Annotated in this window: 17 protein-coding genes, 1 tRNA gene and 1 pseudogene; 11 read left to right on the forward strand and 8 right to left on the reverse strand. The window is 35.7% G+C overall.

Going from position 1 to position 16,807, the window contains the following annotated elements; translation table 11 throughout:
* Positions 1 to 13: 13 nt before the first annotated feature.
* From AC23MB_RS07365 to AC23MB_RS07390, 6 genes are all read right to left on the reverse strand, one after another.
* The gene (locus AC23MB_RS07365; protein WP_313029616.1) at positions 14 to 901 is read right to left on the reverse strand and encodes a pirin family protein; all 888 of its coding nucleotides are present in this window, start codon (positions 899 to 901) and stop codon (positions 14 to 16) included.
* Between the two features lie 86 nt (positions 902 to 987).
* On the reverse strand, positions 988 to 1,203 hold the full coding sequence (locus AC23MB_RS07370; RefSeq protein WP_487786881.1) for an N-acetyltransferase: 216 nt from the start codon (positions 1,201 to 1,203) through the stop codon (positions 988 to 990).
* Between the two features lie 114 nt (positions 1,204 to 1,317).
* Positions 1,318 to 2,769, reverse strand: a complete 1,452-nt coding sequence (locus tag AC23MB_RS07375) for an efflux transporter outer membrane subunit (protein WP_487786882.1) — start codon at positions 2,767 to 2,769, stop codon at positions 1,318 to 1,320.
* Positions 2,750 to 5,875 carry an efflux RND transporter permease subunit gene (locus tag AC23MB_RS07380; RefSeq protein WP_487786883.1) on the reverse strand — a complete coding sequence of 1,042 codons (3,126 nt, stop codon included), beginning with the start codon at positions 5,873 to 5,875 and terminating at the stop codon, positions 2,750 to 2,752. Before AC23MB_RS07380 ends, AC23MB_RS07375 begins: the two co-directional genes overlap by 20 nt.
* 23 nt (positions 5,876 to 5,898) lie before the next feature.
* Entirely contained in the window at positions 5,899 to 6,981 is a 1,083-nt protein-coding gene (locus AC23MB_RS07385) for an efflux RND transporter periplasmic adaptor subunit (RefSeq protein WP_079666917.1), read from the reverse strand.
* A gap of 60 nt (positions 6,982 to 7,041) precedes the next feature.
* Entirely contained in the window at positions 7,042 to 7,380 is a 339-nt protein-coding gene (locus AC23MB_RS07390; RefSeq protein ID WP_313029628.1) for a hypothetical protein, read from the reverse strand.
* A gap of 366 nt (positions 7,381 to 7,746) precedes the next feature.
* Between AC23MB_RS07390 and AC23MB_RS07395 the strand changes: the two genes are divergently transcribed.
* The 6 genes and pseudogenes from AC23MB_RS07395 (at position 7,747) to AC23MB_RS07420 (ending at position 10,447) form a co-directional block, all read left to right on the forward strand.
* Positions 7,747 to 8,094, forward strand: coding sequence for a hypothetical protein (locus tag AC23MB_RS07395; RefSeq protein ID WP_312322824.1), 348 nt, complete (start codon positions 7,747 to 7,749; stop codon positions 8,092 to 8,094).
* A 192-nt stretch (positions 8,095 to 8,286) separates the two neighbouring features.
* Positions 8,287 to 8,604, forward strand: a complete 318-nt coding sequence (locus AC23MB_RS07400) for a hypothetical protein (protein WP_313029630.1) — start codon at positions 8,287 to 8,289, stop codon at positions 8,602 to 8,604.
* A gap of 278 nt (positions 8,605 to 8,882) precedes the next feature.
* The gene (locus AC23MB_RS07405) at positions 8,883 to 9,719 is read left to right on the forward strand and encodes a hypothetical protein (protein ID WP_313029632.1); all 837 of its coding nucleotides are present in this window, start codon (positions 8,883 to 8,885) and stop codon (positions 9,717 to 9,719) included.
* A 155-nt stretch (positions 9,720 to 9,874) separates the two neighbouring features.
* Positions 9,875 to 9,937 (forward strand): annotated as a pseudogene (locus AC23MB_RS07410) (hypothetical protein); the annotation flags it as partial.
* A 117-nt stretch (positions 9,938 to 10,054) separates the two neighbouring features.
* Positions 10,055 to 10,270: a hypothetical protein gene (locus tag AC23MB_RS07415; protein WP_312322833.1), complete on the forward strand. Its 216-nt coding sequence runs from the start codon at positions 10,055 to 10,057 to the stop codon at positions 10,268 to 10,270.
* 6 nt (positions 10,271 to 10,276) lie between these two features.
* Complete coding sequence (locus tag AC23MB_RS07420; RefSeq protein WP_312322836.1) at positions 10,277 to 10,447, forward strand: hypothetical protein; 171 nt, start codon at positions 10,277 to 10,279, stop codon at positions 10,445 to 10,447.
* A 280-nt stretch (positions 10,448 to 10,727) separates the two neighbouring features.
* Here AC23MB_RS07420 and AC23MB_RS07425 read toward each other — a convergent pair.
* A tRNA-Ile gene (locus AC23MB_RS07425) sits at positions 10,728 to 10,801 on the reverse strand.
* A gap of 62 nt (positions 10,802 to 10,863) precedes the next feature.
* Positions 10,864 to 11,262, reverse strand: coding sequence for a methylmalonyl-CoA epimerase (gene mce, locus AC23MB_RS07430; RefSeq protein ID WP_313028418.1), 399 nt, complete (start codon positions 11,260 to 11,262; stop codon positions 10,864 to 10,866).
* Between the two features lie 201 nt (positions 11,263 to 11,463).
* Between mce and rbfA the strand changes: the two genes are divergently transcribed.
* The 5 genes from rbfA to AC23MB_RS07455 all read left to right on the forward strand — a co-directional run bounded on the left by rbfA (position 11,464) and on the right by AC23MB_RS07455 (position 16,752).
* On the forward strand, positions 11,464 to 11,826 hold the full coding sequence (gene rbfA, locus AC23MB_RS07435) for a 30S ribosome-binding factor RbfA (RefSeq protein WP_313028415.1): 363 nt from the start codon (positions 11,464 to 11,466) through the stop codon (positions 11,824 to 11,826).
* Between the two features lie 5 nt (positions 11,827 to 11,831).
* Positions 11,832 to 13,022, forward strand: a complete 1,191-nt coding sequence (locus AC23MB_RS07440; RefSeq protein WP_313028414.1) for an ABC transporter permease — start codon at positions 11,832 to 11,834, stop codon at positions 13,020 to 13,022.
* 67 nt (positions 13,023 to 13,089) lie between these two features.
* A complete protein-coding gene (locus tag AC23MB_RS07445; RefSeq protein WP_487786884.1) occupies positions 13,090 to 14,175 on the forward strand; it encodes an endonuclease in 1,086 nt (361 codons plus the stop codon).
* 221 nt (positions 14,176 to 14,396) lie between these two features.
* Positions 14,397 to 14,924, forward strand: coding sequence for a tRNA methyl transferase PRC-barrel domain-containing protein (locus tag AC23MB_RS07450; RefSeq protein ID WP_487786885.1), 528 nt, complete (start codon positions 14,397 to 14,399; stop codon positions 14,922 to 14,924).
* Between the two features lie 25 nt (positions 14,925 to 14,949).
* A complete protein-coding gene (locus AC23MB_RS07455) occupies positions 14,950 to 16,752 on the forward strand; it encodes an endonuclease (RefSeq protein ID WP_487786886.1) in 1,803 nt (600 codons plus the stop codon).
* Positions 16,753 to 16,807: the final 55 nt, after the last annotated feature.

Raw genomic sequence — 16,807 nt, forward strand, 5'->3', positions numbered from 1 at the left:
TCATTTTTAAAAATTATTTAAGAGAAGTCGCTGGTAAAGGCACAAATTCGGTCTCACCAGGAACTTTGGGAAATTTTTGATCCTTCCAATCATGCTTAGCTTGTTCGATTAATTCTTTACTAGAGCTCACAAAATTCCAGTGGATGTAACGTTCTTCAGGAAAAGCTTCACCACCAAAAATATAAACTGTGGTATTTGCAGCCATTTCGAAAGAGCATAATTTGGTATCTTTCGCAATCAAAATCTGTTTTGAATCATAAGCATTTCCGTCATTTTTAATTTGACCTTCCAAAATATAAAGCGCGCTTTCACCATAAAGATGCTCACCGATATTTACCGTTTTAGACTCATCAGAATCGTTGATAATTTCAATAAAATAAAGCGGAGTATGCACTGGCACAGGCGATTCTTTACCAAAAGCTTTACCTGCAATTAATTTTATTTTAAGACCATCTTCTTCCCAAGCAGGGATATCTTTAGCTTCGATGTGATGGAAAGTCGGCTCAGACTCTTCCAAATGTTTTGGCAAGGCAACCCAAATCTGTAAACCATGTAATTTTTTATCAGTATGACGAAGATTCTCGGGTGTTCTCTCAGAATGCGCAACACCTTTACCAGCCGTCATCCAGTTAACCGCTCCGGGCTGAATCTCAACTGCCGAACCAATGCTGTCACGATGAAAAATCGCACCTTCAAAAAGATAAGTTAATGTGGACAAGCCAATATGCGGATGCGGCGGAACATCTATATTCTGATAATCTTTAAGCTCTGCAGGTCCCATGTGATCGATAAAAACAAATGGTCCAACGGATCTTTTTTCAATAAAAGGTAAAAGTCGTCCAACCATAAAATTTCCGATATCTGCGGCACGTTCTGGGATGATGATTCCAATATTTGACATATTATTTTTTATTTAAATTTAAGCTACAATTCTGTTCCACTCCGGATGGTTCTTAATGTATTTGACAACCAAAGGGCAAAGTGCTTTTAGTTTTTACCGCTCGCTTCTATCGCTGCAAGCGTTTTTTCAATAATCGCAGTTGACGCGCCACGACCTTGCAGAGCATCTTCCACTTCGCTATGTATTAACGTAATCGTTGCGTCACTTTCTCTATATACGATGAAAGCTTTAGCACCATCAATTTCTATTTCGTATTGTTTATCCATTTCTACTAACGGAATATTTTCAAATTCTGGTTTCATTTATTTTTTTATTCAAAATTAAATTAAAACAATAACATATCAATTGATCTATGCTAATAGGAAAATTTTAAACAAAAAAGACTGCCCTCTCGGACAGCCCCACCACATCACATATTAACGATCTAATTTTCCGCCAAGGGCTTTAAATAGAAGAACGTTATTTCTTGTATTCTGGAACTGAAATTCTAATAAATTCAGTTCCGCATTGAGCTTGCTTCGTTGCGAATTGATTAATTCCATATAATTGGCATAACCCGTGAGATACAAATCGTTGGAAACCTCAATCGCGTTGTCCAAGAATTTAACCTCATCGCTTTTTAGTTTTAAAACTTTTTGAAAAATTTCGGTTTGTTTTAGTATAGATTGCAATTCGTTGTAAGCCGTAGTCACACTTTTTTGATACGTGATAAATGCAATTTCTTGCTCTTTATTAGCGACATTAAAATCGTGTTTCAATTGTCCTTTATTAAAAATCGGAACCATCAAACCTCCCAATAATTGACCAGCCAACGAAGCGGGATTAAATAGCTTATCCACTGAAAATGAATTCAATCCAACATGTGCACCCAAATCTATTTTTGGATAAAATGCCGCTCGAGCCGCCTTTGCATCTGCTTGCGTTGCTTCCAAAACATAATAATTGGAAATAACGTCTGGTCTAGAATGGATAATCGAATTGACATCCATCGACTTATTCAACAAGGTTAAATTGGTTGCTAGAAGCTCTTTGCTACGTTTAACTTCGCCACCGTAGCGACCTGTTAAAGTCGTAATCGCTTGTTCTACAGAAACAATTTCGGCTTTTATGTGTTCAATCTCAGCAAGCCAGTTGTTATTTTGGGCACGAAATTGTTGAACCGCCAATTCTGTCGCCTTCCCGACTTCGCGCTGCGCTGAAACAATTTCGTAAGCGCGTTGTTGAAGTTTGAAATTTTCTTGATAAATATCCAATCTGGTATCAAGTGAAACCAATTGATAATACAAGTTGGCGATTTCTGTAAATAACTCAACCTGAATCAATTTTAAACCTTCTTCTGATGCCAGATATTTTTTTTGAGCAGCTAATTTTTGATTTTTAAGTTTTCCCCAAGCATCGATTTCCCAAGAACTTCTCGCGCCCAACCAATAATTTGGCGTTACATTTCTGTTGATTTTTTGGTCTTCCGTGATGTTTCCAGACAAATTGGTATCGTAATTGCCGACACCATCCATCGTATATTTTCCGTAATGGTCACCACTTACAACAGCTCCAACTTCTAAAGATGGCAGAAGTGCCATTTTGGAACGTTGCAAAAAGCTGTTCGCAATGTCCATGCGTTGTTGTGCAATTTGAAAATCTGGATTAGCTTTTACCACCTCATCAAAAAGATTCAACAATTCGGGGTCGTTAAAATAAGTTCGGAGTCCAACTTGCTGATTCAAATCTAATTTAACATCAGTATCAAAAATTGTATTGACGGGAATTTCCTTTGCTTTTTTAACCTCAGCAACTTGCGGTGTAGCACACGACATCACAACAAGCGATAAGATTCCTATTTTTAAATATTTATTTAGTTCGTTGTTCATTTCGTTCTTTTCTTTGTTCTAGTTTTGCAAAAAAGATGTAAAGTCCTGGGATAATTACCAATCCGAAAACGGTCCCGACAAACATACCTCCCGCTGCGGCTGTACCAATCGAACGGTTACCGATAGCACCTGCTCCAGAAGCAATTACCAATGGTATAAGTCCTGCGATAAAAGCAAAAGAGGTCATCAAAATCGGGCGAAGTCTTTGTCTTGCACCTTCGATGGCGGCGGGAATAATGTCAAAACCTTCTTTATTTCTCTGGATGGCGAATTCTACAATTAAAATAGCATTTTTCGCTAAAAGTCCAATCAACATCACCAAGGCAACTTGGGCATAAATATTATTATCTAAACCAACAGACATCAAAGCGATGTACGAACCAAAAATCCCTGTTGGCAAGCTTAATAAAACTGGTAGCGGCAACAAGAAACTTTCGTATTGCGCAGCCAGAAGTAAGTACACGAAAATTAAACAAATGATAAAAATGTAAAAAGTTTGATTTCCTGAAAGAATTTCTTCACGTGTCATTCCCGACCATTCGACATCGAAACCACGTGGCAAACTTTCCTTTGCAATTCTTTCAACTGCTGCGATAGCGTCTCCAGAGCTGTATCCATTGGCAGGTTCACCATTAATCATAGCGGACATGTACATATTGTAGCGCGTCAAAACTTCGGGACCATAAACTTTTTCAATATTAATAAAGGTTGAAAACGGCACCATTTCGCCCGTATCATTTTTAACAAATAATTGCAGAATACTTTCTGGTGTATCTCTTTGGTCTGGACTTGCCTGCACCATCACTTTGTACATCTGACTAAATCGGATAAAATTGGTTGCGTAGTATGACCCCAACAAAGTCTGCAAAGTTGACATGGCATTGTCTACCGAAACGCCTTTTTTCGCTGCCATATCGTAATCCATTGTGATTAAATATTGCGGAAAAGTAGCATCAAAACTCGTAAAGTTGTTTTGAAGCTCTGGCGCTTCATTTAATTTTTTCACAAAATCTTTCGTTATTTTATCAGTACTCTCGATGCTACCACCACTTTTATCCAACAAACGAAGTTCGTAACCACTCGTATTTCCAAATCCTGGAACGGTTGGCGGCGCAAAAACTTCAATTTGAGCATCCGAGATATCTTTTGTTTTCTCGGAAAGCTCGGCAATAAGGTCGTTTACAGAAATATTTCTTTCTTTCCAATCTTTAAGGTTAATCATCGCCATTCCGTAGCTAGAACCTGCGATTTCGGTAACGATACTGTAACCCGCCAAAGTCGTTACGTTTTCCACACCTTCAATTTTTTTTGCGATCGTTGTGACTTCATCCAATACTTTCTCGGTACGCTCAACGGTTGCACCTTGCGGCGTTGTAACACTTACATAAGCCATACCTTGGTCTTCCATTGGAATAAATCCTGATGGTAAAAACTTAGCCGTAACCACCATTAAACCTATAAAAAGAAATAAAACACCAAAAGTAACACTCGTTCTTGTTGCAAATTTTGAAAGAATATTTGTGTAATCATTCGTTAGTTTATCAAAAGCTTGATTGAATTTTGCAAAGGATTTGTCAACGATGTTTTTCTTTTTCTCATGCTTGTGAGGTTTAAGAATAATCGCACACAGAGCTGGTGTCAAGGTCAAAGCATTAATCCCTGAAATCACGATACTAATTGCTAAAGTCAATGAAAATTGTCGATAGAATACGCCGACTGGACCATCCAAAAACGCCACTGGGATAAACACCGCCGACATAACAATCGTAATTGCGATAACAGCTCCTGCAATTTCTTTTGTAGCCTCGATAGTTGCATGAAGTGGTGCCATACCTTCTTCCATTTTTACATGGACGGCTTCTACGACGACAATCGCGTTATCGACGACAATTCCGATGGCTAATACTAAAGCAAATAAAGTCAAAAGATTAATGGAGAAATCCAACATTTGCATAAACGCGAAAGTTCCGATAAGTGCGACTGGAACGGCTAAAACAGGAATTAAAGTCGAACGCCAATCTTGCAGGAAAATAAACACCACGATTCCTACCAAAATAAAGGCTTCAATTAAAGTGATTAAAACCGCACTAATCGACGCATCCAAGAAACGTGAAACGTCGTAAGCCATGTTAAATTCCATTCCTGGTGGGAAAGAGGTTTCTTTTAGCTCCGCCATTTTGTCTTTAACATTTTTAATAACTTCCGACGCGTTGGAACCTGGACGTTGCTTCATCATAATCGACGCCGACGGACGACCATCGGTTTTAGATACCATTCCGTAGTTCATCGCACCGAATTCCACGTTCGCAATGTCTTTTAATTTTAAAATCGTTCCGCTCGCATCCGACCGAATCGGAATTTCTTTATACTGTTCTGGTTGGAAAAATTTTCCTGTATATTTAATAACATATTGAAGTTGACTATTAGTTTTACCCGAAGTTTCACCAACTTTTCCAGGAGCTGCAGAGATATTTTGCTTCTGTAAAGCTTTCACCACATCTTCCGCCGAAACTTTGTAAGCCGTCATCTTTTGAGGATCTAGCCAAACTCTCATCGAATATTCTTTTTGCCCCATAATTTCGGCACGTCCAACACCGTCAATACGCTTTAGTTCCTGAAGAACGTTGATATCCGTAAAGTTGTAAATAAATTGCTCGTCCTGACTTTCGTCCGTTGATGTAATATTAAGATACATCAACATACTGTTCACCTCCTTTTCCGTGGTTACACCCGCACGAATAACTTCTTCGGGAAGTTCGTCTAAAATAGTCGTCACACGGTTTTGTACGTTAACCGCCGCCACATCGGGATCGATACCAACTTCAAAGAAAACCTGAATTAAAGTTAAACCATCATTGGACGTCACGGTTGACATATACGTCATCCCCGGAACACCATTGATAGCACGTTCCAGCGGTAAAGCCACGGCGTTTGCGGACACTTCGGCATTCGCACCTGTATATTTTGCAGTAACCGTCACCGACGGTGGAACAATATCTGGGAATTGAGTGATAGGAAGCTTCATTAAAGCCAAAATCCCCATCAACACAATAACAATCGAAATCACCAACGAAAGAACTTTTCGTCTAATAAACATTTCTACCATAATAATTTATTTTTGAATGTTTATTATTTTTTAACTCGAATTGTTTGTCCGTCACGAAGCGCTTGTGTCCCCTCCAGAACGATTCTATCACCCGTTTTAAGTCCAGATTCTACCATATAAGAATCGCGCAACGTGTTGGCAATCGTAATGTTTTTCATTTTCACTTTGTTGGCTGCATCTACGACAAAAACATAGACTTTATCTTGTATAGAAAACGTCGCTTTTTGAGGAATGATAATTGATTTCGGTTGGAAATCTGAAATCACCAATTTACCCGAAGTTCCGTGTTTAATTAAACGATCTGCATTCGGGAATTCCACTTTATAACGGATGGAACCTGTTGCTTGGTCGATTTCACCTTCTGCGGTTTTAAGAACACCATTAAAATCATACTTAGCACCATTTGGAAGCACCAATTCAATTTTGTTAGAGTTGTTTAATTTATCATTTTTTTGAAGTTCAAAATATAAATTTTCAGGAATTGAGAAATAAGCGTAAATCTGATCTAGATAAGACAAAGTCGTCAACAGCGAGCCATTCTCAACCAAACTTCCATCTTTAAAAGGAATAACGTCGATAACACCATCGAAAGGTGCTGTAATATTGGTAAAACTCACTTTTTGAAGAACCGCTTTACGTTCCGCATCAGCATAAGAACGTCTTGCTTGCGCCGCAGAAAGTTTAGCCTTCATCATGTCTAATTCGTTTTTAGCAACGAAATTTTTATTAAACAAAGATTGCAATTGACTAACCTCAACTTCAGCGATTCTTACATCGGCTTGAGCTTGTTTTAAAGTTGCGTTGGCTTTTAATAAATCTATTTGTAATTCGGCATCGCTAATCTTGAACAACAGTTGACCGCGCTTCACAAATTGACCTTCGTGCGCATAGACGTGTTGCATAATTCCCGACATACGCGAGTGGATCTCGATGTTCTTTTTAGCTTGAATATCAGCAACAAATTGGTTGCTAACAAGTGTATCTTTTTCTTTGATGGTAAGCACAGGAACTGCTTTTACATCATCTTTTTTTGCAGCATTTTCTTTGCCACAAGAGCTTACAGACAATAGCGCAACAAGGCCTATTATCCAATATTTAATTTGCATTGAAATTTAATTAGGTTAAAATACTTTTAAAATAATCTAAGATTGAATTAAAAACAGTTCCTAATAAAGCTGTAAAAGATGGAGAAAAGATTTTACGCCACAATGAAGTCGCGGACTATCATTTGTCAGAAAAGTTAAGTTGTAATCACTTTCAACTTCTAAAAAGTCAAAATAGAAATTTTCAAGATAAATTATCTTTTTTGAAACTTTTGGAACCGTGCGGTTGCCCGAAAAAATATCTTGCTCGTTGTCGCTATGTTGACAAAACTCAGGAACGATAGTATCTTCAGCATAAAGAATCGAATCAGGTGTTTTGGAGACATTAGAATTTCCAAAAACACTGATTGTCGCAAATAATAGTGAGAAAATAAAGAATTTGAATATTCTACTCAGTTTCATAAGCTGCTGTTACAGATATTTTATGCAAAAATAAAACTTAAAGATTATAGATACAAATAATAGAATGTTAAATAATTATAAATAAATTCTATGACAATTGTCAGTTTTGTATTTATTAAAAAATTAAAAACTTATTCTAAATTAAATTTAAAATCATTTTCATTTTGAGTAATATGATTAATATTTCAACTTTTACCATTATTCTTTCTTTCGACTTTATTGAAAATAAAAAATCTGATTTTAGTTTTAAAAAAAAAAATATTTAACAAGCTGAAAATCAGCTAAAGCTATATAATGCAAATTTCTCAATTATAAATTATTATTTTTAAATGAATAGTTTTACATCTGGAACTAAAATTAGCTTATATGAAAGAACTTGTATTTAAATTATTATCCGAAGGTGGAAGCTTAAAAATCGAAAGAGAAAACCATAATCAAGTAGAAAAATTTCTTTATTATCACAACGAATACGATCCTATTGCTGATGAGATCTTGAGCGATTTTGTCACAGAATACGAGAACTTTGAGGACGCTTTTCAAACGATTAATGAAAAATATCCTTGGTTTCGACTGCATTTGGATTTTATTCATGAAGATTACAAAAAATATGTCAAATTGGAATTAATAAAAACTTTGCAACATCATCAAATTCCTGTCAGTGATCTTAACTATCATCTTGATAATTTGAATGATAAGTTAGATTTAGAAGATTGATGAAAAACATTTCCATTATTACGCATTAAATTCTATTTTACAATTTATAAATACTGAATATCAATACAATAACTTTTTTTTTCAATCATTTATTCATTGCTGTTTAATCGCTTAAACAGCACTATTTTCCTTTTATTATAGGAAGAGAATTCATCTTTTTGCAGCGTAAAAAATTAAGAAGCTAAGCCGCAAATGATGAAAAGCATTAAAAATAAAGAATCTATGTTTTCACTTTGTTTAATAACAAGGTGTATATTAACATGTTTCCTTTTGGTTTTATTTTCAACGCCAAGTAGCGCACAAATTTATTTAACAGGAGATGTTAAGATTACTACAACTGATGGCGCCGTTGTGAGTATAAATGTAAATCCTGAAACGGCCAATACATTCGTAACTAGAAAGGAAGCTCAAGAAAAGAAATTACCTAGAAAACACAAAAACCCAATAGAAGCCATTTCCAAATCTAAATCCCAAAAGGGATTAAAAAAAATTAGTGGTTTCAAAAATTAATTTATCTCCCATTGAGTCAACTGCTTCAATGGGAGCTTTTAATGAAAAATGGCAGTTAATATTGATTACAACTCAAACTCTACTTGGACTATTATTTTTTGTATTTCCATTAATTACAAAATTTTTATTAAAAAACTTAAGTCTCAAAAATGACATAAATGATAATGTTTTCAAATGTTTTTGCTTTAATAACATTAATATAAGACCACCTCCTTTATTGTAGTATATTTTACTATGACAAGTAATTTCGCCAAATTATTCAATTAAAAAAAAACAAAATGAAATCAAATATTCTACTTATATCATCCATCGTAATTTCAACTTTTACATTTGCTCAAGAAGGGCGTGTAGGTATTAACACCACATCACCTGCCGCAACATTAGACGTTATCGCATCTCCAACAATTACTACACGGATAGATGGATTTATTGCACCACGATTAACTGGTGAACACTTAAAAGCAAAAGACGCTTTATATACAAATGCTCAAGATGCGGCAATCGTTTATGTTACTGAAGCTTTGACGGCAACTACCGATAAAACCGCTAATGTAACAAAAATTGGTTATTACTATTTTGACAAAACAAAAAGTACTAATGGTCAATGGATTAGAATAATTAATTCAAACACAACCTTGCCATATCAAGAACCATGGAACATTAAAAACACAACAACATCTGCAATCGAGAATACGCAAAACATTTATCAAAAAGGAACAGTTGCAATAAAAAAAATCAAAACTACAAACGGTGCTGATCTAGATATTGCTGGTTCAATAAGAGTCGGAAGTGCTAATAGTATAGCGGTAGTTGGCCAAAACTGTATTGCAGTGGGAAATCGAAACATTGCAAGAAATATAAATTCTGCGGCTTTTGGTGGCGGCAATACAACAAATGGACAATATCCCTTGGTTGGAGGAAAAGACAATATAGTGGGTACTGAATCTGTAAATACAAGTGGATTTTTAACAACTGTTTTCGGCGAAAATAATAAAGTTAATCATATTTTAAGCCTTGTGAATGGATATGCAAATGATTTAACTGGAGCAGATGGCCAAAGAGGTACCAATTTTGTCAACGGAACTCGAAACAAAATTCTATCAAATAGTAGTTGAAATGCTGTGCTTGGTGTCGATAATGAGCTTACAGGAAACACATCCCTTATTGCAGGAGAAAGAAACATTGCATCTGGAGGATATAGCTATACTTTTACGGCTGGATATAACAACAAGATATCTGATTCATATGCTACAGCAATAGGTGTCTTAAAATTTCTCCCGATGTATCTACAGCATCAGGACGATATTCATTTGCTTACGGTTATGCATCAATAGCATCTGGTAACTCATCCGTATCATTCGGTACAAAAAATAAATCAGTAGGTAATGACAGTTTTATTGCTGGAAATACCGGAGAAGCCAATGGAACTGCATCCACTTCATTAGGTTTAATGAATAAATCAGACGCAAACTATTCTGCCGCATTAGGGGGTTACAACGAGTCAGGCGTTGCAGGCACACCAATGACAGCACTCTACAGTATTGCAATGGGAGCGCGAAATAAAACACTAGCTGAGTATGCAACAGCGATGGGATACTACACAGAAGCTCGAGGCGTATCATCAACGTCGGAGGGTTCTTATACAATTGCTTATGATCAAGTATAAACCGCAATGGGACGTTACAATACTGCTAAAAATTCTACTGCAACCTCAGAACGATTATTAACAGTTGGAAATGGAAACTCTTTAGCAAAATCTAACGCTCTTGTGGTTTTGAAAAATGCAAAGATTGGTGTTAATATCTCAAATTTTGAAACCACAAAAGCAGATGCTCAGTTATAAGTTAATGGCTCTGTAAAGTTAGGTTCCTCTTCGACTTGTAATGTTGATAACGAAGGAACAATTCGTTACGATATTGTCAATAAAAACTTCGAAGGTTGTAATGGTACAACATGGTTAAAATTAATAACTAAACTCTATTTTATTATAATTTTATCAACAAATAAATGCCTCCTATTTTAGGAGGTATTTTTATTTAATCCCTTATTAAATTAGTCAAAAATAAAAAATTCAGGACAAAAAAAAGCACCTACATTTCTGTAAGTGCTTGATTTAAAATATGTGGCCCCACTTGGGCTCGAACCAAGGACTTGCTGATTATGAGTCAGCTACTCTAACCAACTGAGTTATAGGGCCTCAAAATTTGGTTAAATTTTGTGAGTGCAAAAATACTAATTTTTCTGTGCTATGCAAATTTTTTATGGCTTTTCTTGGCATAATTCTACCAAGACTCCATTTGTAGATTTTGGATGTAGAAAGACAACTATTTTATTATCAGCACCATCTTTAGGTTCTTCTGATATAAATTGGAAGCCCGCGTTTTTTAATCTTTCAATTTCGGAATGGATGTCGTCAACGCCAAACGCAATGTGATGAATCCCCTCTCCTTTCTTTTCAATGAATTTTGAAATGGGACTTTCTTCTTTTGAAGCTTCCAAGAGTTCTATTTTGGAATCACCTACTTGATAGAAAGAGGTTACAACGCCTTCGCGTTCTACACTTTCTTGCTTGTAAGAGTTTTTTCCTAATAGTTTTGAGAATACGTCGTCGGATAATCCTAAGGATTTGACGGCGATGCCGAGATGTTCTATTTTCATGTTTTAGATCTTATTATGTTTGCGTGAGGGCGAAGTGCATTGTTGGAGCTCTTCCCCAGTGGCGGCTCCGCCTCCATTGGGGAAAGCGACTGCACGCAGACCGACCCGATTGTTTTTGGCCTAGGCAAGCTTCTGGCTTTGCTTTGGAAAAACAACGGGGCACGCCCATATTATATCAAACAAAAGTATTAAATTTGCGCCATGAACGAAAGTAATAGACAAAGAAAAGTCGCACAAATTATACAAGAGGATTTTGCTGAGCTTTTTAGAAAACAATCTGCAGATAGTAACCAGAATTTTCTAATTAGCGTTAGCGACGTTAAAGTGACTACCGACCTTAGTATTGCTAAGATATATTTGAGCATCTTCCCTGCGGAATTGCGCAAACCAATTATGAAGGAGATTGAGGAAAATAAAACCCAGTATCGTAATTTTATTGGGCAAAAAATGGGCAAACAGGTGCGTATTATTCCTAATTTATCATTCTATCTTGACACAAGTCTTGACGATGTAGAACGTATCGAAAAGGAACTAAAAGGCGAAGGCGACAATCCTATTTTGTAAGATTTGTGAGAAATAATCCGCTTTATATCGCATCGCGTTACATTACTGCTAAAAAAGGTAGTCATGCTGTAACTTTCATCACTTGGCTTGCTGCTTTTGCGATGATGATTGCGGTGGCGTCGATGTTTGTAATTGTCTCTGTATTTTCTGCATTAGAAGATATTAACAGCGATATGATTGCAAATCTACATGCGGATCTCACTATTAAAAGTAAAAACGGAAAAACGCTTACAAACATTAAAGACATTAATCGTCTTCTAAAATCGAATACTAATGTCGAAAGTTTTTCTAAACTAATAGAAGAAAAAGTCTACATCAATTACAAAGATAATGGTGAAATAGCCTATCTGCGTGGTGTAGATTCGGCTTATACACTCGTAAATCCTATCAACAAAACAGTGTTATACGGGACTTATCCAAGTTTTGAATATTCTAACGAAGTTTTGATGGAAGGTCAACTTGACAATCGTCTGGCGATACCAGTTAACTCTTCGCAAGATTTTGCGACCATCTATATGCCGAAAGCTGGGAAAGGTATTATCCAGCAAGAGGATGACATTTTTAACAGAAAAGAAATTTATGTTACTGGGATTTTCCCGAGCAATGATCAACTCAACAATTATATTATTGCGCCAATTGAATTATCTCAACAGTTATTAAATCTTCCAAAAGACGCCGCTTATGAAGTTGTTATTAAACTTAAAAATCCAGAATTAGCAGACCAAGTTAAATTAAGCTTATTAAATCAACTGAAAAATACAGTCGAAATAAGTACAAAATCTGAAGAGAATGCAGCTTTTTGGAAAATGATTAACACCGAAAAATTGATGATCTACTTGATATTCTCATTGGTGATTTTCATTACAACATTTAATTTGGCTGGAGCTGTTATTATTTTGCAACTAGATAAAGCGCCACAAGCCAAAACACTTCGCTCGTTAGGTTTTACGCAAAAAGATCTTAATACAACATATTTTAACACAGGTCTACTAATTGTAGTTATTGGTGTAATTTTAGGTCTGGCTGTGGGGACAATTTTATGTTTTGTACAGATACAAACTAACTTCTTTATGGCTGGCGAGAATCTCCCTTTCCCTGTCAAGATTACTCTTTTCAACTATGCAATTGTTTCCGCAGTTGGTTTATCTTTCGGATTATTAGTTGCTTACATATTTTCTAGAAAGCTAAAACGCTAAATTTTAATGAAAATTTAAGTTGTTAATTTAAAATATTCTGTACCTTTACCGCCCAATTTTATTGATAATGAAAAAAATCTCTCTTTTATTAGGATTAGCTGCATTTGGATTTGCATCAGCGCAAATCCCAGCAGGATATTACAATGGTACAGATGGATTATCTGGAGCCGCTCTTAAAACAAAATTAAGTGCTATCATTAGTGCTGGTTATGTTACTAAAAGTTATGACAACTTGTATAACGGTTATCCATCAACAGATACTGACAAATATTCGGCTGCTGGTTACGAAAATGATGGCACTGTTCTAGACATGTATTCTGAAGACCCTAACGGGAAAGATCCGTACAACTATAATCACGGGCAGAAAAAATGTGGAAGTTATTCCGTTGAAGGCGATTGCTACAACAGAGAGCACGTTGTGCCGCAAAGTATTTTTAGCGAAGCTTCACCAATGGTTTCTGATATGCACCACATCCGTCCAACGGATGGTAAAGTAAACGGAATGCGCAGCAATTATCCTTTTGGAAAAGTTGGAAACGCATCTTATACTTCTAAAAATGGCACAAAAGTAGGATCTACTACATCTCCAGGTTACTCAGGAACTGTGGCTGAGCCTATCAACGAGTTCAAAGGTGATGTTGCAAGAATGGTTTTATACTTTGCAACGCGATATGAAGATAAATTATCTGGCTTCAAAGCAAATCAAATTTTGTCAACTACAAAATTCCCTGGATTACAAACATGGGAGCTTAACACACTTCTTTTATGGCACCAACAAGATCCAGTATCTCAATTTGAGCTAGATCGTAACAATGCTACATATTTATATCAAAACAACAGAAACCCGTACATCGACAATCCAGAGTTTGTAACTAGAGTTTGGGGAATTTCGCCGCTTGCTGTTGAAGATGCTGGTTTTTCTAATAAATACAAAATCTACCCTAACCCAGTTAAATCTAGCTCTATAATTACTGTTCAAGGTAATGATCTAAAGCAATATGACAAAGCTTGGATCTACAATATGGTAGGACAACGCGTACAAGAGATTGATCAACCATTCAAAAATGGAAATACAATCCAACTTAAAAATTTACCAAAAGGAATTTATATTTTAAAAACGAGAGAATTAAATACAAAATTCATCGTAGAATAATTCTTTTTTAAATAATATTTCGAAAGCATTCAGAGTTTTCTGGATGCTTTTTTATTTTGTTATTAAGCTATTGTTTAACTTCATCTATCATCTTTGCAGATTTAATAAAAATAAAAAATAATTGTGTTTTAAAAATTCACAAAACCATAACATTCTGCATTTTACAAATAAAAAATATTGTTTATCTTTGATGCCCTTTCAAAAAAAATATTGAAATCGAAATGAATATTAAAGGTCAAATTGTCGAAATCCCTGTAAACTCGACACTTTATAGACTTCAGAAACCTGAATTCCAAAGTAAAGAAGTTGAGCTTACGTGGGAAGCAGAAAATCCTAAGTATTCATTATTTGACGGCATTTTGATTGGAGGTCATGATGGTATCGAACATTTTAAAATCGGTCAAAGAAAAGGCGTTAATCAAATAGGTGGTGCAAAAGAACCTCTTTACGTTATCGCTATCGACAAGTCTGAGAACAGAATTTTTGCTGGTGCTGGCCGCCATCATCCAGGTTTATTTGCGAAAGTTTTTAAATTTTCTCAATCAGATTTAAAATGGAAAAACGACGTGTTAGTCGATCCACCAATTAGTATTAAAATTGAAAATCAATCAACTAAAGATATTCTAGACGCAAAGCTTTATCTATTTAAAGAAATTATTTTTTTAGAATTTGAAAAAGAGATTGAAAAGGCAATTTTTAATGATTCGGTTAATATCTTCAACAACAATAATATTATCGCAACAATATAACAAGCTTAAAATAAGAATCGAGTTTATGAAACTAAAGCTATCTTTTTTAGCATCCATTATTACTTTTGTAGTAAATGCGCAATCGGCACCTGCTTATTATAACCAGGTCGATTTTAAGGCAACTGGTAATCAAATGAAAAGCCAGTTAGCAACAACTATCACCAGTACTCACACGACAACGATCACTTACTCTCAACTTCAAGACCTTTTAAAAGTGAGTGACGTTGACAAAGATGTGGCTGGTAATCTTTTATTGATCTACGGATCTCAAAGTACTGGCACACACCAAAGAAGTAGAAGCATCAACGGATCTTGGAATAGAGAACACGTATATGCTAAATCTAAAGGTACACCTAACTTAGGCACTTCTGGTCCTGGTGCTGATGGTCACCACTTACGTCCAGCTGACATATCGCTTAATAGCACAAGAGGAAATCTTTCTTTCGATGATGGTGTGGGCGCAATGGCGCAAAAGTCTAATCGTGGAGGTTGGTATCCAGGCGACGAGTGGAAAGGCGATGTTGCAAGAATCCTTATGTATATGTATGTGCGCTACGAAGATAGATGTAAGCCACTTAACATCACAATGGGACCTAGCACTTACTCTTCAGACTTTCCAGATATTTTATTAAAATGGAACATCGAAGATCCAGTTTCGGCTTTCGAAGTACAACGTAACAACATCGTTGCTAACAAACAAGGAAACAGAAATCCTTTCATCGATAATCCTTATTTAGCAACAGTTATTTGGGGAGGTCCAGATGCACAAAATACTTGGCCAGATTCTTTTAACGGTGGAACATCTACCGATACACAAGCGCCGACTGTTCCTACTAATTTGGCAGCTAGCAATATTACATCAACTGCCGCTAATTTAACTTGGACAGCTTCTACAGACAACGTTGGTGTAGCTAACTATACAGTTTTCATGAATAATGAATATGTACAAACTGCTTCTAATAACAGCATCAACATTACAGGTCTAGCGCCAGAAACAACTTATACTTTCTTTGTTAAAGCTAAAGATGCCGCGGGTAACGTATCTGGTGCCAGTAATACAATAGAAGTAACAACAAAATCTAACGGAAATGGCGACGGCGATGGTGGCAACACAGGAACAACTTGTGGTACCGAAACTTTCGACAACATCCCAGTTCCTAGTCAACCACCTGCATCAGCTTATTCATTAAGAGAATGGTCGACTAATGGCGTTATCTACGAAGCAACTAATGCAAGAACTGACAAACAAATCTATATCGATGGTGATACTAACAAAGCAATCAACATCAAAACTGGTGGTACTAATGCTGGACATCTAAAAGCAACAGGAATTACTGGAGGTATCGGAAGTCTTTCTCTTAAAACCTATTTGCCTTTCGGGACAGATAAAGCTGGAAGTCTTAGTGTTTTAGTTAATGGTCAAAAAGTAGGAACAATCGATTATTCTACAAGCAAAAAAACTTACACTATTTCTAATATTAATATTGAAGGAAATGTAGAATTAGAAATTCTTGATCAAAACCTAAGCGCAAGTAATCGCGTGTCCCTTGACAACTTATCTTGGACTTGTTATACTAAAATGGCAACAGACGAAGTGAAAAACGCTGATAACAAAATTAAAGTTTATCCTAACCCTGTTAAAAACCAAGAGATTTTTGTTGAAGGTATCAAAGCTTCAGAAAATATAGAAATCTACAACCTTAACGGTCAAAAAGTTCAAAACTTTAACCAAGTTAAAAACAAGCAAAAACTTAACTTGAACAAATTGCCAAAAGGAATGTACATTTTAAAAACTTCAACTTCTTCAATTAAATTTATTGTTGAATAATATTGAAAATAATCATACTAAAGACCGGAGATTTCTTCGGTCTTTTTTTATAACT

The organism is Soonwooa sp. T0.1_25 (assembly GCF_057652215.1).